The organism is Pontibacter actiniarum (assembly GCF_003585765.1).
GTDB lineage: Bacteria > Bacteroidota > Bacteroidia > Cytophagales > Hymenobacteraceae > Pontibacter > Pontibacter actiniarum.
In genome coordinates, this window is sequence record NZ_CP021235.1 from 2,381,491 (window position 1) to 2,403,455 (window position 21,965).

18 protein-coding genes are annotated in these 21,965 nt (G+C 56.5%); 14 read left to right on the top strand and 4 right to left on the bottom strand.

Annotated elements, in window-relative coordinates; all coding sequences use genetic code 11:
- Window positions 1-438: 438 nt before the first annotated feature.
- From CA264_RS10300 to CA264_RS10315, 4 genes are all read left to right on the top strand, one after another.
- Window positions 439-1,893, top strand: coding sequence for an RNA-binding domain-containing protein (locus tag CA264_RS10300; RefSeq protein WP_025606890.1), 1,455 nt, complete (start codon window positions 439-441; stop codon window positions 1,891-1,893).
- Between the two features lie 739 nt (window positions 1,894-2,632).
- Window positions 2,633-2,821 carry a hypothetical protein gene (locus CA264_RS10305; RefSeq protein ID WP_025606892.1) on the top strand — a complete coding sequence of 63 codons (189 nt, stop codon included), beginning with the start codon at window positions 2,633-2,635 and terminating at the stop codon, window positions 2,819-2,821.
- 496 nt (window positions 2,822-3,317) lie between these two features.
- Window positions 3,318-5,138, top strand: a complete 1,821-nt coding sequence (locus CA264_RS10310) for a ThiF family adenylyltransferase (RefSeq protein ID WP_025606894.1) — start codon at window positions 3,318-3,320, stop codon at window positions 5,136-5,138.
- Window positions 5,128-5,613, top strand: coding sequence for a Mov34/MPN/PAD-1 family protein (locus tag CA264_RS10315; protein WP_025606895.1), 486 nt, complete (start codon window positions 5,128-5,130; stop codon window positions 5,611-5,613). Before CA264_RS10310 ends, CA264_RS10315 begins: the two co-directional genes overlap by 11 nt.
- An 878-nt stretch (window positions 5,614-6,491) precedes the next feature.
- Here the strand turns inward: CA264_RS10315 and CA264_RS10320 are convergent.
- Window positions 6,492-7,064 (bottom strand): sugar O-acetyltransferase, encoded by a 573-nt coding sequence (locus CA264_RS10320; RefSeq protein ID WP_025606897.1) that lies wholly within the window; start codon window positions 7,062-7,064, stop codon window positions 6,492-6,494.
- A 139-nt stretch (window positions 7,065-7,203) separates the two neighbouring features.
- On the bottom strand, window positions 7,204-7,599 hold the full coding sequence (locus tag CA264_RS10325) for a helix-turn-helix domain-containing protein (RefSeq protein WP_025606899.1): 396 nt from the start codon (window positions 7,597-7,599) through the stop codon (window positions 7,204-7,206).
- A 332-nt stretch (window positions 7,600-7,931) separates the two neighbouring features.
- Between CA264_RS10325 and CA264_RS10330 the strand changes: the two genes are divergently transcribed.
- The 5 genes from CA264_RS10330 (at window position 7,932) to CA264_RS10350 (ending at window position 14,767) form a co-directional block, all read left to right on the top strand.
- Window positions 7,932-8,249: a hypothetical protein gene (locus CA264_RS10330; protein WP_025606901.1), complete on the top strand. Its 318-nt coding sequence runs from the start codon at window positions 7,932-7,934 to the stop codon at window positions 8,247-8,249.
- Between the two features lie 138 nt (window positions 8,250-8,387).
- Window positions 8,388-8,663 (top strand): hypothetical protein, encoded by a 276-nt coding sequence (locus CA264_RS10335; protein WP_036776037.1) that lies wholly within the window; start codon window positions 8,388-8,390, stop codon window positions 8,661-8,663.
- Between the two features lie 129 nt (window positions 8,664-8,792).
- Window positions 8,793-10,160: a TlpA family protein disulfide reductase gene (locus CA264_RS10340; protein WP_025606904.1), complete on the top strand. Its 1,368-nt coding sequence runs from the start codon at window positions 8,793-8,795 to the stop codon at window positions 10,158-10,160.
- Between the two features lie 18 nt (window positions 10,161-10,178).
- Window positions 10,179-13,382: a SusC/RagA family TonB-linked outer membrane protein gene (locus CA264_RS10345; protein WP_036776039.1), complete on the top strand. Its 3,204-nt coding sequence runs from the start codon at window positions 10,179-10,181 to the stop codon at window positions 13,380-13,382.
- Window positions 13,383-13,408: 26 nt separating this feature from the next.
- Window positions 13,409-14,767, top strand: a complete 1,359-nt coding sequence (locus CA264_RS10350; RefSeq protein ID WP_025606907.1) for a RagB/SusD family nutrient uptake outer membrane protein — start codon at window positions 13,409-13,411, stop codon at window positions 14,765-14,767.
- Between the two features lie 76 nt (window positions 14,768-14,843).
- Here CA264_RS10350 and CA264_RS10355 read toward each other — a convergent pair whose 3' ends face one another.
- Together CA264_RS10355 and CA264_RS10360 are read right to left on the bottom strand one after the other, a co-directional pair.
- Window positions 14,844-15,140, bottom strand: a complete 297-nt coding sequence (locus CA264_RS10355) for a hypothetical protein (protein WP_025606909.1) — start codon at window positions 15,138-15,140, stop codon at window positions 14,844-14,846.
- 280 nt (window positions 15,141-15,420) lie between these two features.
- Window positions 15,421-16,002, bottom strand: a complete 582-nt coding sequence (locus tag CA264_RS10360; RefSeq protein ID WP_025606911.1) for a Crp/Fnr family transcriptional regulator — start codon at window positions 16,000-16,002, stop codon at window positions 15,421-15,423.
- A gap of 532 nt (window positions 16,003-16,534) precedes the next feature.
- Here CA264_RS10360 and CA264_RS10365 point away from each other — a divergent pair.
- The 5 genes from CA264_RS10365 (at window position 16,535) to mobC (ending at window position 21,944) form a co-directional block, all read left to right on the top strand.
- Window positions 16,535-17,143 carry a LytR/AlgR family response regulator transcription factor gene (locus tag CA264_RS10365; RefSeq protein ID WP_025606912.1) on the top strand — a complete coding sequence of 203 codons (609 nt, stop codon included), beginning with the start codon at window positions 16,535-16,537 and terminating at the stop codon, window positions 17,141-17,143.
- A 97-nt stretch (window positions 17,144-17,240) separates the two neighbouring features.
- Window positions 17,241-18,125, top strand: coding sequence for a toprim domain-containing protein (locus tag CA264_RS10370; RefSeq protein WP_025606913.1), 885 nt, complete (start codon window positions 17,241-17,243; stop codon window positions 18,123-18,125).
- 194 nt (window positions 18,126-18,319) lie between these two features.
- Window positions 18,320-18,709: a plasmid mobilization protein gene (locus CA264_RS10375; protein WP_025606915.1), complete on the top strand. Its 390-nt coding sequence runs from the start codon at window positions 18,320-18,322 to the stop codon at window positions 18,707-18,709.
- The gene (locus CA264_RS10380; RefSeq protein ID WP_025606917.1) at window positions 18,697-19,950 is read left to right on the top strand and encodes a relaxase/mobilization nuclease domain-containing protein; all 1,254 of its coding nucleotides are present in this window, start codon (window positions 18,697-18,699) and stop codon (window positions 19,948-19,950) included. The genes CA264_RS10375 and CA264_RS10380 overlap by 13 nt, the downstream gene beginning before the upstream one ends.
- 11 nt (window positions 19,951-19,961) lie before the next feature.
- Window positions 19,962-21,944: a conjugal transfer protein MobC gene (gene mobC, locus CA264_RS10385; protein ID WP_025606919.1), complete on the top strand. Its 1,983-nt coding sequence runs from the start codon at window positions 19,962-19,964 to the stop codon at window positions 21,942-21,944.
- Window positions 21,945-21,965 lie beyond the last annotated feature (21 nt).

The window sequence follows — 21,965 nt, forward strand, 5'->3', positions numbered from 1 at the left end:
TTGCTCTCACAGCTAGGTTTAAGATCTGGAAAGCAAAATAGTAATATTAATTTATATGTTATATATATATATAAATTAATATTATATAAATAATTCTCACGCGTTAATTAGCCCTCACCGACAGGGGAACATGTGCCACGATGGTATATGTACTTCGAATCAAGTACCAGTTTTGTTGTTTTTGTCTCATGAGATATGGACCTAAGGCTACTACTGGTTCTTTTGACTTCCACAGCCTGCTGTTAATCCAATGTAACCTCTTACAGGGTGCCTTACACAGTCTACTTAATGTTAAAGCCGCTACACAAAAGGCACCACCGTCATTTGCCCATGTTTTACCTTGTGCCCACCATACGAGTACCTGCGGGCGTACGCTCCCTTTTTCGGTAGCGGGCAATTTCATAACTTACGCTGAAATGTATTTGAGTAAACTACACCATGAGCGATAAGCGGATACTCCAGCTGCTGCAGGAAGGTGAAGGGCTGAGAACGGAGTTCAAGAAAGCCAGCACCAGCCTGCCTAAGAACCTGTTTGAAACCGTCTGCGCTTTTTTGAACCGTGCAGGCGGGAGCATCTTCCTGGGCGTTGACGATGACGGTAGCGTGCTCGGCGTCGACCCAGCAAGCGTGGGAAAGCTCAAGACTGATCTTGCCAACCTGTCGAACAACGCCCAGAAGCTGGAGCCTCCGTTCATCCTTTTTCCGGAGGAGTATGAGCTCGATGGTAAGGCTATCCTGCACATCCAGGTGCCTGAGAGCTCGCAGGTACACAGGACCAACGGCGCCATATTCGACAGAAGCGAGGACGGAGACTACCGCTTGAACAACCACGGCCAAGTTGCTGAACTCTATAACAGGAAGCGGGCACATTTTACAGAGAATACCATTTATCCGTATCTGGGCTTTGATGATTTCAAGCCTGAGCTTTTCCCGAAGGTTAGGAACCTTATCTACAGCCGGGATCCTGGACACCCGTGGCTGGCCATGGATGATGAGCAGTTGTTGAGAACAGCAGGCTTCTACCGTCGGGACTTTGCCACTAACCAAGAGGGCTACACCTTGGCCGCGGCGCTTGTCTTCGGTCGCGACGAGGTAATTCAGCAGGTGCTGCCGCACTATAAGATAGATGCCCTGGTCCGCCGCGAGGACTTGGACCGCTATGACGACAGAGCCTATATTCAGACGAACCTGATTGAGGCCTACGAACAGCTCATGGCTTTCATAGCCAAGCATCTGCCAGACAGGTTTCACATGGAGGGCGATACTCGGGTCAGCCTGAGGACAAAGATTTTCCGTGAGGTCGTGGCCAACCTTATTGTGCACCGTGAGTATACCAATGCATTGCCTGCCACCTTGGTCATCTATAGGGACAGGGTAATCACGGAAAACGCCAACCGGCCGCAGCATCACGGACTGCTTGTCCCGGGGCAGTTCTCCCCTTTCCCTAAGAACCCGACTATCGCTAAGTTTTTTATCCAGCTGGGCAGGGTTGACGAGCTCGGGTCTGGAGTGCGCAACGTGCACCTTTTCCTGCCCCTCTACTCCCCTGGCAGGGTACCGACTTTCGATGACGGTGATGTGTTCAGGATAGAAATCCCTTTAGACCATGCGATGGCTGAAGGCAGTGTACACGGCGTTAGCGAAGGACTGCTAGGCGAGCATAACGTTAAGGTAAGCGAGCGAATAGCCAAGGTTCTGGACTTCGTGCTGGAGCATCCCCAAGCGACTACCGCTGTCATAGCTGAATTTATAGGTGTCTCGGAGAAAACGGCCAAGAGGGATTTAAAGGTGCTGAGGGATAGAAAGCTGATTCACTTCGTGGGACCGCCAAAGTCTGGTCATTATATGCCAACGGAGGAGTTGAGGGAGATTTTAAGGAACAGTCGCAGTTGAGCGTGGAGTGTATAGGGACAGCTATAGCTGTAAATGACCCTGTAAATGACCCTGTAAATGACCCTGTAAATGACCCTGTAAATATCTAGTCTGGACACAATCTTGAATTTAATATAAAAGGACTTAGCAGCTGGGAACTGCTTTCATGATTTTGTTGATGCAAACAGAAGCTGTTCATAGGCAGGATCACCAAAGGGTAAAAGCTAGCTGCAAGGCAAGGCCAAATCCCGCAGCTGAGGGAGAGAAGTTAGGTACCAACTGTCCCACCGGACAAGGAAATTAGGAGCCACAAAAAGAAAGGCATTGCCATTGGCAGTGACTTTCTTAGTAATTACGTAGTGTTGTTGAAATCTCGTCTGCACTGGATGTCGAAAATCGCATACAGTGCGTAAATATTTTGTAAGCCCCGATCCCACGGCCTCTGCGTTTGCAGCCTCACATTGCCATATTCACTACAAGTGCTGCATCAGTCTTTAACTAAACCAGTTGCAATTGCCATACCGGAGCTGACGGAAACACTAACTAAGCTTGCCCAAAAGGAATCCGCTGCAGCAGGATCGGAGAACCGCCCAAATCGGCTGCCTCCAAACCAAAACAGCCGAGGAGAACGTTTACAGGAGGAGTTAAACTTTAGCGTATTTAACCATGGCATACTTCACCAGATCTGCTCTACGACTACTCCTGGAAAGCAAGGCAGGAGAACGACAACCCAATTGTAACAGGCTTCCCAGATAATGCCTTGCTAGATCGAAATGAAGGGTATGAGGTGTTGTACCTGATCAACCAGGTCGCTCAAAAGTACAGTTGGAAGCCAGACGGCGGGGTGGCCGGGCACAAGATAGAGAAGATGCTGCGAGCCATGCCGGGCAGTATCAGAAGCAGGAGGAATGTGATGGACTGGCTAGGCAACAACTGGTCACGGTACTAATACCGAGAACCATCCCCCCTATTGCCCTAAAGGTGCTTTTCTCAAAAGTACACATACTTAGATAGCATTCACCCTCAGATGAGCCTAAAGATTTTGAGTTTCCCGAGGTAACGCTCTTGCTACTGTTGGCACCCAAAAAATAGCCGCGAAGAGAAATAGCGCAGTCAATGTAGCATTAAAATAGAAAAGGTAAAGAGACATGCAGAGCGCACGTGTCTAACAAGATTAGTATATTTTAATTTTTTATCTCAAATATTTAGCAAATGTCGCGTATGTTACGTAGATTGTTAGCAAGAACTTAAAAGTAAGAAATCATGGAAAAGAACAACAATCCTGGTAACCCAAATCCTCCAGGAAACCCCACCCCCCCAGGCAACCCGACAGGTCCGGGAAGCCCCCCGGGAAGGCCAGAGCCTGGCCCGAAGAACCCGCCAAAACCTCCTGGGGACAGACCTGTAGGATAAGGTTAGCTGTACGAACAAGAGAATATTAAAAAATGGCCCAATTACCCTGGTTTGAAGCCAAACCACACTTACTTGAGAAGGAAGTAGATGCCCTGACTGCCGCTGGAGTTGAACACAAGATTAGTTCGACAGCCGGCAGTCAGGGCATCATGCAAATAGACCTCATCATTGATGAGGCCAGTAGCGCAGTATTCAGCTTACCTAAAGAATACGCCCCTATTAAGCTCACAGCAGTTTTCCCAGACAACTACCCGTTTTTCCGTCCTGAGGTCTATGCAGACGGCTTGGTCCTGCCGCGGCATCAGAACCCGTTTGGTAAGAACCTTTGCCTGCTGCCAAGGTCGACGGCCGAGTGGGAGCCAGAGTGGACGCTGCTCACTTTCCTGCAGTCCCAACTGCCGAAAGTGCTGGAGAAAGGGTCCATTGAAGATCCTGCGCTGCTCGCAGAGGATCCGCATGAGCAGGCAGAGCCCGTGAGCGAGTACATAGCAGATCCATTCCACCCTGTGGTTTTTGACGGCTCCTGGGCCGAGACAATACCTGATCAAGGTGATGATATTGTCTTGCTAGGCAGAACTCTTGTAGGTGTCCCTGAAATGGCAAGCTTCCAGACAAGAATGGTCGTGCTGGAGACTACGAATCCTTCCGGTAAAAAAGTTGGTCAGCTCCCCTCATCCCTCAATAAGCACTTCCAACAGAAGCTACAGGGAACCCTGCTACGGCTGCGTGAGCGCCCTTCTTTGGAGAATCCTCTTGAGGACCTGAAGCAGCTTTCCAAACTTGCTGAAAGCAAGGGTATCTATAACTTAGCCCAAAAGCCACTTTATCTGAAAAATGGGATAAGAATCACTCATGTGATCGGATTAAACTTCCCTGAGGAGGTTAAGCCGGGGGTTCCGGGAATGGGCTGGCTGTTCCTCGTGGCTGGCGTAGTTCAGGAGACGAAAAGCCTCAGTGGCAAAAAGGGCCGTCCCAGTGAGAAAGCTATCGCCTACTATGCCAAGGCCCTTAGAGCCGGGGAAAGGGACCTCCAGGTTAGGGTGCCTAGGCTGCGTGAACTGAAGAGCAAAACTATAGCGCTTGTGGGCTTAGGGTCCCTTGGCGCTCCCGCTGCAATAGAGTTTGCTAGAAACCAGGTAGGGCAGTTAAGAATCCTGGATTATGACGTGGTAGAGCCAGGGCCTACTGTGCGCTGGCCGTTGGGCCTCGCATCCGCTGGCCTGTTGAAGACGGAGGCTGTCAAGGCCTTCATAGATGAGCATTATCCAACAACAGTGGTTACGCCACTTGATCATAAGATTGGGGGTGTTCCGCCGGTTCATGCGCAAAGCAAAAAGCCTTCTGAGCAGCAAGTTCTAGAGCAGCTGCTTGACGGAGCCTCTTTACTGTTTGATGCCTCGGCAGAGGTGGGCGTCAACCATTTTCTATCCGAGGAAGCCAAAAGGCTAGGTATTCCCTATGTTTCGATTTACGCAACACCGGGAGCCTGGGGCGGTTTGACCATGCGTGTCGTTCCAGGCAAAACCAAAGGCTGCTGGATGTGCCTGCAGCACGCAAAGACTGACAACACCGTTCCCGTACCCATAGCAGATCCGGCGGGGGACATCCAAACAGCCGGCTGCGGGGACCTAACCTTTACGGGGGCAGGATTTGACCTGCAAAACGTTTCCCTGGCAGGTGTAAGATTGGCAGTCGCCACACTCTGCTCCGGGGAGGAGGGAGGGTATCCTGATATGGATTGGGATGTGGGGGTGCTTAACTTAGCAGACGCCGAAGGCAGGCCTGTTGCACCTAAGTGGTCTACTTACACTCTAGACTCACACTCCAAATGCGACTACTGCAATGCACAGTAGCTCTACGTATGTGGTATGGCTAAGGGAGTCGGCCTACAATGCTGTTCTTGTGGAGGCGATAAAGGCTATGCCCCGTGAGACGGGAGGCGTCCTAATCGGGTACTGGGGGAACCTATATGAAGCTGTGGTTACTGACGTCATAGGGCCAGGTTCCTTGGCTGTTCACAAGAGGCATTCGTTTGTTCCTGATAATACCCATCATGTGAGGGAAATCGAGAAAGCATATCTGAAATCGGATAGGACAGAAACATATCTGGGTGACTGGCACACCCATCCGAAGTCAGGCGCTTACCTGAGCGAACGAGATCAAAGCACTCTTCTTAAAATCGCTAATTATAAGGAGGCAAGGTTGACAAAACCGCTGATGATGGTCTTGGGAACCAAACCCTTTGGTATAGAGGCTTGGATAAATGCCTATGCCTCCTCGGGTAAGAGGGAAACAAAAAAATGTACGCTAAAAATTTATCAAGCCTAAAGCTGTAGAGCAGTAGTTATCTTTCTTTTCCACAGCTTTACTAGTGCTAAGATGATTCCAGCTAATTTCTCACTAGACTGATGCAGTTGTACACTGTTTAGCTATTTAGCTGGGACGCTGAACAGCAGTAAGAACAGTGCAAAGAAGATATAGAAGTAGGATTATTGTATTTAAGGTGTGTACCAAGAAAACCTAGTATAGATGCATAAGAACCAAACTGCGTTCTCTGAAGTATTCTTGGTGCATTTCCGAAGCTTTATCTCATCTACCTAATTGCTGGACGAGTCGGGGAAACAACTCTTCTCCCCTGCCGCTACCGGATGGGTTGACCCTTTGACTATCTATCCTCCTTTAACCCTTTGAGTTCCTAAAATGCCTGTCCGAGCAGAGAGTTTTACATATTTGTGTACCTATAACGTTTTACAAACGCACCTTTAGAAGTTGTTATACATTTATCAATATGTTCTACTCACAGTAAAAATTACGGGCAAATACAAAAGTGCTTTCAGATTCATAAACATGATTAGGATACACTCAGAAAGCAAAAACCAGGAATCTCTTGATATTGAAAGGAGTTAACTAATAAATGAGTTAACATTACAGTTCTACTATTATAGAACAAAAGTGTTAAAATTAACTTTCCAGACAAAGCGTTGGGTGTGCAAGCAGATGTTAACGGAGGTCGCTGCTTTCTTTTGGCAGAGGCTATGAGAGCGAAATTTAAGTGGCAAGCCGATACCTAACTTTTAATATTCAAATGCACCTGCCCGCTCTCATTCCAGTGCCGACGAACGAACAAAAGAGCAATCTCAGCAACGCCACATCCGGGGAAAAGCTGAAGCACACGGAATAGTTTAGGAACTTAGCATTAGCATGTCCTAGAGCTCCCTTCTTACCTCACAAGGGTTACCAAAAGCCAATGTGTTGTCAGGAATGTCTTTTGTTACGACGCTTCCAGCTCCGACTGTGACATTATCCCCAATCGTTACGCCAGGGAAAATGACAGAGTTACCCCCGATACACACGTTGTTGCCAATGGCCACTGGTTTTGACGAGGTGAGGTAGCGAGTGCCACTCACACTTTGCACGATTCGGTCAGAGGCCTTTAAAGGGTGAGAAGCCGTATAAATCTGTACACTAGGTGCTATGAGTCCATTTTCACCAACTGTGATTTTGTTGTTATCGAGGAACATACAATTCGCGTTTACAAAGGTGTTTACCCCAATCGAGATGTTTTCTCCATAATCGCAGAAGAACGGGGCTTCAATCCAAACACCAGAACCTTTATAACCCAAAAGCTCCGCAAGAATGTGCTCCCGTTCATTACTCAATTCCGAGTCAAAATTGTTATACGTCCTCATGAGTTTTCTTGCGCGGTGATACATCTCTAGCAACTCCGGATCTCTAGAGTCATAATGATCTCCCCGCAGCATTTTATACTTTTCAGTCACAGTCGATGAAGTAAGTGAGTAAAGTATGTAGTTACGAAGCGGAAATGGAAAGAGCCAGTTCAAGCTGGCTCCCTAAGGTTTTAATGCACCTAAACTCCCACAAACATGTTCCTTGGCAGCTAATGATAAGGATTCAAAATTAGTCTCTGTTTCCCTGATCCTTCAGCATACGCTCCAGTAACTCCACCTTCTCACGCTCGCTCTTAAGCAATGCGTCATAAAGCTCTACAATTTTTTCAATTGGGTTGAAGTTATACTGGTTAAAGTTCCCAGAATTATCATTCATATTTTGAATATGAAAAACAGGACCATCCTCGGTAAAATTCTTGATGGCTTCCGCAGATACCCCAAGTGCACCGGCAATCTTCTCCAACGTCACATCATCTACCTCTTCTTCCTGCTCAATGCGGGAGATGTTCTGCTGGGTCGTACCCAGTTCATTGGCTAGGGCGGACTGTTTCACGCCCAAAGCGGTGCGCATTCTACGAACGTGATCGCCCAGGTGAATCGGTCGTTTTCTGGCTGCTGTTTCCATAGAATTAATATACTAAATTTCTAGCTATTTTACAATATAATTCTGCTTGTATTTCACAAAGCTATGCTTGTGAAATACAAGTGTACCACCTTTTATACAAGTATCCAAAACTGCACCTTCGTATATGGCTACTGCTCTCCTTAGCTGCAAAGGAACATCCTTTTGCCGTTTAGCGCTCGCCTGTACTTTTAGTGCTTTGTACTGCCCCTCTCTGCATTTCTTAGCAGCTTTGTTTATCAGGGCATGACAAAGAGTTACGAATACTGCACAGATGTACCCGCTTGCCGCCTACCACAGCGGCAGCATCTTGTTTACCTGTTTACCCTTTTGGTATGAAAACAACGTCTTCTTTTAATCATACCCCACCGCAGGAAGTCTCCCCTTCCCTTTCCTTCTGTCAGACCTACTCTCTGGAAGAGGCACAGATCCTGCTTTGGCAATGCCTGCAGCCCTGTCTCCTTGCCGCTTTGCGCTCAGGACAAAACAGCGCCCGCCTCATCGCCTTCTGCGAGCATTTGGAGCGGCTACTGCCTGCGCTCTACACCACACCCTATCCAGACCAAAAAGAAAGCTCCATTGCCCAAGCCCTGGACACCCTGCACGAGCAGCTCACCCAGGACTGGGTACTACTCATTTGCCCGCCCGACTGAACACATGCTAAGACCTCCTAACACCAGCTGTCGCTGGCTATAGGACCTCCTTTCCTGCTGTTTCTGACTCTTATGCCGCTCGGCCTGTGCTGAGTGGCCCTGATTCCTATTGTCTCATTTCAAGCAAAACTTTTCCCCATGCAACACCTCCGACTCCGCCCCTTTCCGCCCCTCCTGCCCCCGGGCCGCGTGCTGGCTGACTTCTGCCAGACCTACCCGCCCCAAGAGGCGCAACGCCTGCTCTGGCAGCTTGCCCTACCTGTTTTCCTTGATAGCTTTGAGACCCAAGACGCAGCCCATACCAACCAACTGATTGCGTTTTATGAAGGCTTGGAACTCCTGCTCCAGGCCGTGCACCACACCCGGCAGGGCGGCGGGGAAACGGGTCCTCCCCCTACAGCAGAAGCACCATGAGAAAGCCATTCCTTTCCTCCTGGGCCCTGCTCATCTGTCCGCCTGAGTAAGTGGGTCATCGCACCTATGTTGCGCCCCTTCCTCTCGGAAGGCTGCCAGAACGACGTTTTACCTTTTACTGAATACATCATGCCAACGAAAAAACATTTCCCCGGGCTGCTCTTGCCCCTGCTGCTGCTTCTGCTCGTACTCTTGCTCCAGCTCCTGCCGGGCTGGCTGCTCTCACTGGCGCAGGCTCAGAATCCCCCTGCGTCGGCGCCAGGCCTCCAGGTCGGCCAACCTTTGCCGGACCTGCTGCTGCCCGAGCTGGTTAACTCCTCCCGCTCTTCAGTTCGCCTCTCGGACTTTCGCGGTAAGCTGCTGCTGCTCGACTTCTACGCCACCTGGTGCTCCACCTCCCGCAGCGTCATGCCCCGGCTGGACTCCCTGCAGCGCATTTTTGGCCAACAGCTGCAAATTCTATTGGTCAGCTACCCCGCCGCCCGCGATACACGACAGACAGTGGAGAATTTCCTGACAGAGCACCGCCGCCCTGACGGGCAGCCTTATGCCCTGCCCTCTGTAGTGGAGGACACAAGCCTGGTGCCGCTTTTCCCGCACGAGCACATCCCGCACTTTGCCTGGATTACCCCCGACGGTAAGGTCGGCACCCTCACCGGCCCGGAGCAAGTGACGGAAGCCAACATCCGGCGCGCGCTCGCGGAAGGACACATGCCTCCTTCCATGCGGCACTACGACCTGGATGCCCCGCTCTGGGCAAACAAAGAGCTACCCGGGCACACACGCCAGTACTCTTTCCTGCACCATGGTTATTTGGCCGGCGCCCCGGCAGGCCTGCGCCTCCGCTACAAGGCGGGCCAGATCAGCGGTGCCGTGCTCACCAACCTTTCGGTGCTGGCACTCTACGATGTAGCCAAATGGCAGCTTTACCCGGCCTACGGGGAACGCGGCTGGATCCTTTCCAAAGTCGATTCGGCCGATTTTTTCCCTGAAAAGTCCCCGCTGCCTCCTGAGGCCTGGAAGGCCCAACACCTGTACAGTTATGACCTGCAGCTCCCCCCTGGCCAGGCCGACAGCCTTTACCGGTATCTCTGGGAGGACCTCCACCGCTACTCTGGCTACCGGGCTACCTGGGAGCCACGGGCGACCGAGTGCCTGGCGCTCGTGCGGCGTGGCCGCCGGGATCGCCTGCACTCCAAAGGAGGAACGCCGCAGAACCGGCTCTTTCGCCCAGAAAAACCTTACCTGCAGAACCTGCCGCTCTCTGCGCTCCTGGCCCGCCTGAACACGAGCAATGCCTTGGGCCTGCTCGTCGTGGACGCCACCGGCTATACCCAGCCGGTAGACCTGGCCCTTTCGGGCGACTTTGATGACCTGGAAATTCTGCGCCGGGACTTACGCCGCTACGGTTTGGACCTGGTGCGCCAGCGCCGCACGGTACCTCTGCTCGTGCTCCGGAAAGTACCCGCGCCTGACACGGTGCAAGCCATTCGTTAACCTTAACCTATCACAATCATGAAAAGAATATTACTCCTGCTTTGCCTGCTCTGCTATATGCTGCCGGGCCAGGCGCAACAGCCCCTTCGCGGCAAAGTCATTGCCGCCCGGGACCAATCCGCCCTACCCGGGGCCACGGTTATCATCCGGGGCACGTCCCAGGGCACCACAACGGATGCCAGCGGGCTATTTACTCTGCCCGCCGTGCCCGACACAGCCACCCTGCTGGTACGTTTCCTGGGCTACCAGGCCCAAACTGTCCCCCTGCGCCTGCCCCTTGCCCAGCCCCTGGTGATCGCCCTCACCGAGAGCGAAAGCCAGTTGCGCGAGGTTGAGGTTTCCACCGGCTACCAGACCCTGCCCCAGGAACGCGCTACCGGCTCCTTTGCCCAGCTCACAAAGGCCGAACTTTCCGAGCAGGTCAGCACCGACGTGCTCAGCCGTTTGGAAAGTGTGGCCAGCGGCCTCACAGTGGACCGCAGCACCAGCCAGTCCGGAGGACGCCTCCTGATCCGGGGCCTGAGCACCATCCAGGGGCCTAAGTCTCCGCTTATCGTCGTGGATAACTTCCCCTATGAAGGCGACATCACCAACATCAACCCCAACGACGTGGAAAGCGTCACCATCCTCAAGGACGCGGCGGCAGCCTCCATCTGGGGGGCACGTGCCGGCAACGGCGTGGTGGTCATCACCACAAAAAAAGGCCGCTTCAACCAGCCTTTCCGCATGGAACTCAACAGCAATGTGACCGTCTCCGAGCAACCCGACCTGTCGTATATCCGCCAGATGGCTAGCTCGGATTACATTGATGTCGAACAGCTGCTCTTCAGCAAAGGCTACTATAACTCCAAAATCAACTCCTCCAGCCGCCCCGCCCTGTCCCCGGTGGTGGAGCTCCTGCGCCAGCAGGCGCTGGGCACAGTGAGCGAAGACGAGGTCGCCGCGCAGCTCAGCGCCTGGCGCGGGGTAGACGTGCGCGACGAGTTTACCCGGCATATGTACCAGTCTGCTGTCAACCAGCAGTACAGCCTTTCGCTGCAGGGCAGCTCCGAGGTGAACGCCTGGCTGGTTTCTGCCGGCTATGACCACAACACAAGCGAACTGGATGCGGGCTACGAACGGCTCAACCTGCGCCTGCAGCACACCCTGCGCCCGGTCAAAAACCTGGAATTCAGCACAGACCTGTACTATACCCGCAGCCAGCGCAACAGCGGTAAGCCCGGCTATGGCCAGATCAGCACTACCAGCGGCAGCCTTTACCCCTACGCCCGCTTTGCCGACGAGGCAGGAAACGCACTGCCGATTGCCAAGGATTTCCGCCAGTCCTACATCACCACGGCCGGTGCGGGCAAGCTGCTTGACTGGCAGTACTATCCGCTGGAGGACTACCGCCACGCCCGCTCCACCGCGGACTTGCAGGACGTGCTGGGCAACCTCGGCCTGAGCTACCGCCTGCCCGGAGGCCTGGCAGCCACCCTCCGCTACCAATACCAGCGGCAGCAGACCACAGGGGAAAGCCTATTGGACGCCCAGAGCTACGCGGCCCGAAACCTGGTGAACCTTTACACGCAGCTCGACCCGCAGACAGGCGAAGTGACCTACGCCATTCCGAAAGGTGGCATTTTGGACCTGTCCACGGACCTGGTGCAGGCCCACAGCGCCCGCGGTCAGCTAAGCTTTGACCGTGACTGGGCCCACCACCGGCTCTCGGTCCTGGCCGGTGTGGAGCTGCGCCACGCGGCCGCCACAGGCAACGCCAACCGCCTCTACGGCTACGACCCGTCCGTGCTGACATTCGGCTACGTGGACTACACCCAGGCCTATCTGACCTTTATCAACGGCCGCCAGGCCCCTATCCCTGCCGGCACGAACCTGTATGACCGCACCACGCGTTTTGCCTCGCTCTTTGCCAATACGGCCTATACCTACCGCGGGCGCTACACCCTCTCGGCCAGCGCCCGCCGGGACGGCTCGAACCTGTTCGGGGTGCAGGCCCGTGAGCGCTGGAATCCGCTCTGGTCCGCGGGCCTGGCCTGGGACCTGGCCGCGGAACCTTTTTACGGGCTGGACTTCCTGCCCTACCTCAAGCTGCGCGCCACCTACGGCTACAGCGGCAACGTAGACCCTGGACGGGCCGCCGTCACCACGATGGCCTACCTGATGCCCTCCCCTTACACGCTCGATACCTATGCAGTCTTCTCCAGTTACGCCAACCCTGCGTTGACCTGGGAGCGGGCGGGTATGCTTAATCTGGGCCTGGACTTCCGCCTCCGGGGGGAGGTGCTCTCTGGCAGCCTGGAGTATTTCCGCAAGAAGGGCACTGACCTGTTCGGCCAGGAGCTGCTCGACTACACGGCCGGGGCCGGAACGAGCATCGTCAAGAACGTAGCTAGCATGCAGGGCCGGGGCGTGGACCTGACGCTGAGCAGCCGTAATGTGCGCACCCCTTCTTTCGGCTGGACCACCGACCTGAAGGCGAGCTATTACCGGGACGAGGTCACCGAATACTTCCAGGGCAACCAGATGGCCAGCCGCTTTGTCACGAGCGTTCCGGCGATCTCAGCCGCCCCCGGCCGGCCGGTCTATGGCATTTACTCCTACCGCTGGGCGGGACTGGACCCGCAGACGGGCAACCCACAAGGCTACGTGGAGGGGCAGGTGAGCCAGGACTACACTGCCCTGTCCGGCTTCCAGGTGCAGCTCTCGGACCTGAAGTACCACGGCTCGGCCCTGCCTACCTTCTATGGATCACTGGGCAACACCCTTTCCTACAAAGGCTTCTCGCTCACAGCGCGCCTGACCTATAAACTGGGCTACTACTTCCGCCGCTCCTCACTGAGCTACAGCAACCTGTTTGCCAGCGGCCTGGGGCATGCCGACTATGCCGAACGCTGGCAGCAGCCCGGGGATGAGGCCCACACCGACGTACCCTCGTTGGTGTACCCTGCCGTCTCACGCCGCGACAGCTTCTATGCCGGCTCCGAGGCCCTCGTGGAACGTGGTGACCATGTGCGTCTTCAGTACATCACGGCCAGCTACACACTCGACCGCAGCCGCTATAAGCGCCTGCCTTTCCAGCGCCTGCAGCTGCAGCTCAACGCCAGCAACCTCGGTCTGCTCTGGCGCGCCAACAAGCACGGCCTCGACCCAGACTACGCCCTGGGCTACTACGCCCTGGCTCCTGCCCGCAGCTACGCAGTGGGTTTGAAAGCATCTTTTTAAATGTTTCACCGCATATCCTTACTGACATGAAAAATATACGACGATCCATACAGGCACTCCTGCTGCTGTGCCTGCTGGCCGGGTGCGAAACCTTTCTGGATGAAAAGCCTGACAAGGCAATGGTTGTGCCGGCCACCCTGCCCGACCTGCAGGCCCTGCTCGACAACTACCCGGTCCTAAACGAGAACGACCCGGGTGCAGGGGAAGTAAGCGCCGATGATTATTACCTTACCGATGCGGACTGGGAAAGCCTCTATCAGGAAGAAGACCGCCGCATGTACATATGGGCGGAAGATCGCCTGTTCGCCGAACAGAGCAATGACTGGTTCTTCGCCTACCGCCCCGTCTACACGGCTAACACGGTACTCGAGACCCTTCCCCTGGTGCCGCGTACGGCCGCCAACACTGCGGCCTGGGATAATGTAAAGGGGCAGGCCCTCTTTGCCCGGGGCCGCTCTTTCCTGCAGATCGCCCTGCTCTGGTCTCCGTCCTATGATCCGGCTACAGCGTCAACGGACTTGGGCATCCCCTTGCGCCGGGGCACAGACTTTAACGCCCCCTCCACCCGATCCAGTGTCCAGCAGACCTACGACCAAATCCTGGCGGATTTAACCGAAGCCACGGCACTCCTGCCCCGCACGCAGGTGCACCCCGTGCGCCCGTCTAAACCCGCGGCCTACGCCCTGCTGGCCCGCACGCACCTGGCTTTGGGCAACTATGCGCAGGTGGCCGCTTACGCAGACTCGGCCCTTAGCCTCCACCCCCAGCTGCTTGACTTCAACACGCTCGACACCACGGCCGCCTACCCCGTGCCGCCGTTTAACAAGGAGATCTTGTTTCGCAGCATTATGCCGACGCCTTCGGCTCTGAACCCAAGCCGGGCGAAGATCACCCCCAGCCTTTATGCTGCCTATGCCCCCCAAGACCTGCGCCGGACGGTCTTCTTCCGGGACAACGGGGACGGTACCTACAGCTTCCGGGGCAGCTACGAAGGCAGCCTGAACCTGTTCAGCGGGGTGGCTACCGATGAGGTGTACCTCATGCGCGCGGAGGCCTATGCCCGTCTGGGGCAGGTGGACAAGGCGCTGGCGGATTTGAACACGCTGCTGGCCACACGCTGGAAAGCGGGTACCTTCGAGCCTTACTCGGCCACCGGCAAAGAGGAGGCATTGAACCTGGTGCTGCAGGAGCGCCGCAAGGAGCTCCTCATGCGGGGGCTGCGCTGGCTGGACCTGAAGCGGCTCAACTCGGAAGGCGCCGGAATTACACTGACCCGCACCGTCAACGGCCAGACCTATACCCTGCCTCCCCGTGACCCGCGCTATGCCCTGCCCCTGCCCGAAGAGATAATCGAACTCTCCGGTATGCCGCAGAACCCCCGGTAAGCCAGCGGTACACAAAAAAAGGCTGGCGGCACCTGGTTTCAAGTACCGCCAGCCTTTTCAAGTTAAAGGCAGCCGCTTAGTCTTTCCGCGAGGAGGCCTCGTTTCGGATCTGTTGCGGCGTGCGCGCATTCAGCCAGTCCTCCAGGGATTCCTGGTTCTGCACCGTCACCACACAAGGGATGGCAGAACCTCCACAGGAAGGTCCGCCGCCACTCACCTGCGACCACTGGTTCAGGTCATACACCTCGTCCAGGCTCTCGCCGTTGAACTGGTACTGCATCAGCACTGGTTTTTCCGAGGCTTTCTCCCCGGTAAAGGCCATGGCGGCAGCGGCCATGCCCACGATGCTTAAACTTAAGAGGTACTTTTTCATCTTTGGGAATGCTTTGTTAGATCAAAAAGCAAACGAAAAACTTTTGTTAAACAATTACTGTGTTGCCTGCTCTCGTGACAGGGAGCGGCATTCCCCGGTCTGGCCCCGGCGCCCTCCCGGGCGCTGCCAAACAAGTTAAATGCGATGCTTCTGACCGGCTCACCTCCTTTCTGTTGCTTGGGGTAAAGGTAGGGCAGCCTGCCGGGCCTCTTTCTGTTAGGTAACAGGAAGACAGGCTTCTTTTCAGCAACAATTCCGAACAGACAGGCGTAGGCCGCGGTCATTCCTTTGCCGAGCGCAGGCGGCTGAGGGTGTCCGGGAACATCCCTAGGTAGGAGGCAATGTGCTTGACCGGGGCCCGGTGAAAGAGCTGGGGAGCCTGCTGCATGAGTTTCTCGTAGCGCGCCCTAGCCGGTAAGCGGCTGCGGTCCAGCAGGTGGCGGGTGATCCGAAACAAGGCCTTTTCCACTAGGGCACGCTCTAGCCGTCGGAAGGCCGGAAAACGCGCGGCCATGCCTTCTATCTCCTGAAATGAAAGCCTGTAAAGGATACTTTCCTCCAACAGCTCCAAGTAGAAGGTGGCGGGCACCTGCCGGCAGAAGCTGTCCAAGGCCACCATGGTTTCCCCCTGAAGCCAAAACCAGAGGGTCACCTCTTCCCCTTTGCCCTCCTCCAGCAGGTAGGCCCTGGCGGCCCCCTTTCCGAGGAACCAGGCATAAGGGGGTGTTTGCCCCGGCCGGAGCAACACCTGCCCTTTCGGGTATCGCCTGGGGATCAGCACCTGCCCTAGGTACTCCTGCAAGGCCCCTGGCAAGGGGCCATATGCCTGCTGCAAGGCTTCCAACACGTGCGCTGTCTCCATCTTCTGTCTTTTTTCTCACAGCGGCCCTTCGCAGGGAACGCCTACACCGGCCCCCTGCTGCCCGACCTTTTCACCAGAAACCTCCCCCGCCGCCAGAGTAAAGTTCACTCCTTCCCGCCTGGCGCGCCAGGGGCTTCTCCCCCTGTTGCGCGGCGGTTATGCCCCTGCGCACTGTGTTGGCTTCCCTCCAGGGCCGGGCTTTCTAAGCGTGCGCCGCCTCCCTGCTAGAACCGTTCGCAGGGCCTTCCGGCTGCGGCAGGTGGCCCGGGCCAGGCCTCTGTTTCTCCGGAGCGGCGGGGTGGGCAGGCCGCTCTGTGAAAGGCGCCTTCAGCGGGAACGGGGAATTTCACGGACGTGGCGGGAAAAGCCCCCGGCTCTCCTTCTAACAAACCATACTTAAATTAGTATATCTCAATATAGCATCAAGCAAGCTACTTTGCGGTCCAACGCCTCAGCGCATCCGGTCTGGTAAGGTCAGCAGCTGGCTGCTATTTGCCGCCGAATCAACCTCTACACCATACCCACTCGCGCTATGAAACACTTCTCCAAACAAACCCCGCCCTTTTTCCCGGTCTCCTTCCGCCATGCGTTTGGACTGCTCAGCCTGCTGTTGCCCTTGCTCACCGCAGTGGGTACCTTGCTACCCGACACCCCGACCTTGCGACTGCTGGTGCGCACAGGAGGACTGGCCCTGACACTGCCCCTGGCGTATCAGGCTTATCGCCTGACAGTCCCACACCGGCCAGGGCACCCCTTCTCCCCGGCACAGCCACCTATCCCTTCCCCGCCAGCACCCGGCCCTTTTCAGACCGTGTTCCTCGTGCAAACGGCCATCCACCGCGTGCCTGTGCCCGTGGAGGAGATCTGCTATTTTTTCCGTGACGGGCGCCATACCTTCCTGCGTACCTATGACCGGAAGGATTACCTCTTGTCCCAGTCGCTGCATGAGGTGGAGCAAGTCCTCGACCCAATCTGCTTCTTTCGGGTGAACCGGCGGCTGGTAGTCCACTACAAAGCCTGCCAGCGCTACAAACCCGCCGCCTATGGCAAACTCGAGCTTACCCTGCACGCCCCACCTCCCTTCCCGGTTATCGTCAGCCAGCTTAAAACTCCTCTCTTCCGGCGCTGGCTGCAGCGGTGAGTGGCCCGGACACTTCCATCCTCCTTCAAAACTGTGGAGGATGGGAATGCCGCAGTCCCCTGCTTATCTTCAGGACACCTTTACCGACTGCTAAGATATGACAGACAAACCCACGCAAGTGCTTTCCTGCCGCCAGGCCCGGGATTTGGACATGGTCGCCTACCTGGCCTGGCTTGGCCACACACCTGCCCGCATCCGGCGCCAGGACTACTGGTACTGCTCCCCCTTACGAGAGGAACGGGTGCCTTCCTTCAAGGTCAACCGCCACCTGAACCGCTGGTATGACCACGGCATGGGGGAAGGCGGCAATTTGGTGGACTTCGCCCTCCGCTACCACGGCGGCCCCTTGCGCCACTGCCTGCAGGAACTGGCCCACTGCCATCTCTCGCCCGTCCTGCCCCGGCCGGTCGCTGCGGCACCGGCAATACCAGCCCCTAGCCTGCGGGTCGTGGCCCGGCACTCGCTCTCCTGCCCTGCCCTTTGCCGTTACCTGCAGCAACGGAATATTCCCCTAGAGGTGGCCCGGCGTTTCTGCATAGAGGTGACTTACCAGCTGTATGGCAAGCGCCACCGGGCCATCGGCTTTGGCAACGATGCCGGGGGCTATGAGCTGCGCAGCCCCCATATCAAACTCAGCAGCTCCCCTAAAAGCATCACCACCTTTTGCCGGGGCTCCCACCAGGTGGTGGTTTTCGAGGGCTTTCTGGATTTTCTCTCCTGGCAGCACTTGTGCCCACAGGCTGATCCTTGTGACGCCATGGTGCTCAATTCGGTCGCCTTCTTTGCCCGGGCACGCCCGCTGCTGACCTCTTACAGGCAAGTATACCTCTACCTGGACAATGACGCCGCCGGGGAGCGCTGCACGCGTCAGGCCCTCTCTCTGGGAGCGCATGTCAGCGACGAGCGTCCGCGCTATGACGGGGAAAAGGACCTCAACGATTGGCTCGTGCACCGGGGAACCGAACTGCGCCCCCGTGCCTAAATAAGCACTGACCGGGTGCTCCTGGGAGATACATTTAGGAGTTAAAGCCTATCCAAAGCCAGAGGGGATTGCCTGCTTTGCCGCAATCGGCAAGATGTCCGGTTGTGACACACCCGCGTTTTGCCGCCCTTCTCTCCAGAGTCGGGGGCGGTGGTTTACCGGTAAGCGAAAAAGAACCTGTATATAGTAAGCCCATGAGTGAACAACCTATAAAAAGAACCCGCTGGCTCACCCTTCGCCTGAGCGAGCAGGAGTACCGCCAGCTGCAGGCGCAGCTGCAGCAGTCCACCTGCCGCAAGATGAGTGAGCTGGCACGGCGCAAGCTGCTGGGACGGCCGGTGACAGTGCTCCAGCGCAACCAGTCGCTGGATGAGTTTATGGCCGAACTGGTGCGCCTGCGCCGGGAGTTGAGCAGCCTGGGCTCCAACTTCAACCAGGCCGTGAAAAAGCTGCACACGCTGCGGCAGCTTTCCGAGTTCCAGGGCTGGCTACTGGTGTGGGACGCCGGGCGCGAAGCCCTGCTGGCAAAAACCGGGGAAATCCAGGACCGCATCAACCAATTCGCAGACCGATGGTTGCAGTGATTAAAACCGGGACCTCCCTACGCCGCGTTGTGTACTACAACGAGCAGAAGGTAACAGCGGGGGTGGCCGAGTGCCTTCTGGCGGCCAACTACCCCAAAGCGGCAGCGGAGCTGAGCCTGGCGCAGAAGCTCCGCCTGCTGCAGCGGCAGACTGCCCTGAACGAGCGCGTTACCCGCCCCAGTGTACACATTTCCCTTAACTTCGCCCCAGGCGAAGAGCTTTCCCCGGACGTGCTGTGCGCTCTGGCCCAAGACTACATGCAACGCATCGGCTTTGGTGAGCAACCCTATCTGGTCTACCGTCACCGCGACGCTGGTCACCCGCACCTGCACCTGGTCTCGACCAAGGTCCGCGCCGACGGCAGCCGCATCGACATGCATAACATTGGCCGCCAAGCCTCTGAAAAGGCCCGCCAGGCTCTGGAGCAGACTTATGGCCTGCGCCGTGCTCAGGAGCGCAGGCACGCACTGGACCTGCCCTCTCAGGCGGTGCCCGCCCGGATCGTGCACTACGGCCGCACCGAAACCAAACAGGCCATGCAGGCCGTGCTGGATGCGGTGCTGCCTCACTACCGCTACACTTCCCTGCCCGAGCTTAACGCCGTGCTGGGGGATTACCGCCTGGCCGCCGAACGGGGCAGCGCCAATTCCCGTGTTTATCGGCACCGGGGCCTGCTTTACCGTATCGTAGACGAGCAGGGTCGTGGTGTTGGGGTTCCCCTAAAAGCCAGTGCCTTCCGGGGAAACTATACCCTTTCTTACCTGGAGCAGCGCTTTGCCCTCAACCAGGCCCTGCGGGAACCCCACCGGCTGCGGCTGCGCCAGCGGCTGGACTTGGCCCTGCTCCGCCCCCCAGGCTCCCTTGCCGCCCTGAAGCGGGTGCTGGAACAAGAAGGAATTCAGCTGGTGCTCCGGCAAAACGCCGCAGGACTGGTCTACGGTCTAACTTATGTAGACCACCACACCCGCTGCGTGTTCAACGGCAGTACGCTAGGTAAAGGCTACAGTGCCAAAGCCGTGTTGGAGCGCTGTACCACCCAGCCGGGCAGCGATTTGTTGGCGGCCCGCCTGACCCAGCGTGTGGCGCCGGGCCCAACCCTGCCCGATACACTCCATGGCTTTTGGCCGGGAACCGGCCGTGCGCTGGGAGAGGTTCTGCAGCCCACTGAAGCCTTTGACTATGTGCCGCGGCAACTCACGCAGCGACGCAAGCGCAAAAAACGCGGACAGTCTAACACCTAACACTTCTACTGATGCAAACCGGAGAAAACGCCCAGGCCCTGCGCAAGATCATCGACATGACCCGCCTGATTAGCCTCACGCTGCTCATCCTGCACGCTTACGTGCACCTCTACCGTGCCTTTGCCGCTTGGCAGCTGACCTGGCCCCTGCTCGACCGCCTGCTGGACAGGGTGCTGGCCAGCGGCCTGTTGGACGGCTTTCACCGTTCCAAGTTCCTGGCCTTGGGCTTTCTGGCTATTTCCCTCCTGGGCACCCGGGGCCGCCCCAGCGAAGCACTGCGCCCCCGAACAGGTTGGGCCTGCCTGGCCGCAGGGCTGCTGCTCTACACTGCCAGCTCCCTCTTCCTATACCTCCCGTGGCCAGTCACGAAGGCCGCTTTGGGGTACCTGGCCTTGCTCACCACCGGTTACCTGCTCATGCTCTCCGGTGGCACCTTGCTCGCCCGCGTGGTGCGCCTGCGCCTCCAGCGCCCGGATATCTTTAACCGGGCCAACGAGGCCTTTCCCCAGGAAGAGCGCCTGCTGGAAAACGCCTACTCGGTCAACCTACCCGCCCGTTATACCCTCAGGGGTAAACTGCGCCGCAGCTGGATCAACATCATTAATCCTTTCCGCGGGCTGCTCGTGCTCGGTACGCCCGGGGCCGGAAAAAGCTACTTCGTCATTCGACACGTCATCACCCAGCACATTCGAAAGGGCTTCACCATGTTTGTCTATGACTTTAAGTTCGATGACCTCTCGCGCATCGCCTACAATACCTGGCTGCGGCAGCGACCACACGACCCTGTGCCGCCGGCCTTCTACACGATCAATTTCGATGACCTGTCCCGCAGCCACCGCTGCAACCCCTTGGAGCCGGCTACCATGCGTGACATTACCGATGCTGCTGAAGCCGCTCGCACCATCCTGCTTGGGCTTAACCGCGAGTGGATTCGACGGCAGGGAGATTTCTTTGTAGAATCGCCTATCAATTTCCTCACAGCCGTGATCTGGTACCTGCGCTGCTATCGGGACGGGGAGTTCTGTACCCTTCCCCACGTAATTGAGCTCATGCAACTCGACTATGACAGCCTGTTTACCTGCCTGCGCACCGAAAAGGAGATCGAAGTGCTCATCAACCCCTTCGTCAACGCTTACCTGCACGACGTGATGGAGCAGCTCGAAGGGCAGATCGCCGCTGCCAAAGTCGCTATGGCCCGTCTTTCCTCCCCGCAGCTTTATTACGTGCTCTCAGGCAATGACTTTACCCTCGACATCAACAACCCCGATGCTCCCAAGATCGTCTGCATGGGCAATAATCCACAGAAAATCCAGGTCTACGGAGCCGTGCTCTCGCTCTATGTCACACGCCTGGTGAAGCAAGTCAACCAGAAGGACAAGCGCCCCAGCAGCTTGATATTCGACGAGTTTCCCACCCTGTACCTCTCCAGCATGGATAGTCTAATTGCCACGGCACGCAGCAACCGGGTAGCCACCTGCTTGGGCTTGCAGGACCTGAGCCAACTCCGCAAGGATTACGGGCGGGAACAGGCAGAGGTGATAGCGGGCATTGTGGGCAATGTCGTCAGCGGACAGGTCACGGGCGACACGGCCAAGCAGCTCTCCGAGCGGATCGGCCGTATCCTCCAAGACAGGGCCAGCGTGTCAATTAATAGCAGCGATACTTCTGTAAGTCGCTCCACACAGCTCGAGGCCGCCCTGCCCCCTTCCCGCATTGCAGGTCTCTCCTCCGGTGAGTTCGTGGGGCTGGTGGCCGATGACCCAGACTGTCGCATTGAGCGTAAAGCCTTTCACAGCGAAATCCTTAACGACCACGCCGCACTCCAGCGAGAGCAGGAAAGCTACCTTCCTCTTCCCCAGGTGCGGCAACTGGACCAGGCGGTTGTACAGAAAAACTATCGGCAGATCAAGCAGGATATGGAGGAACTGGTTTCCTCAGAAATGGAGCGGCTGCTGCAGGACCCGTCCCTCCGCCACCTGGTTATCCGCAAGTAACACACCTTGCCCAGTTCAGGC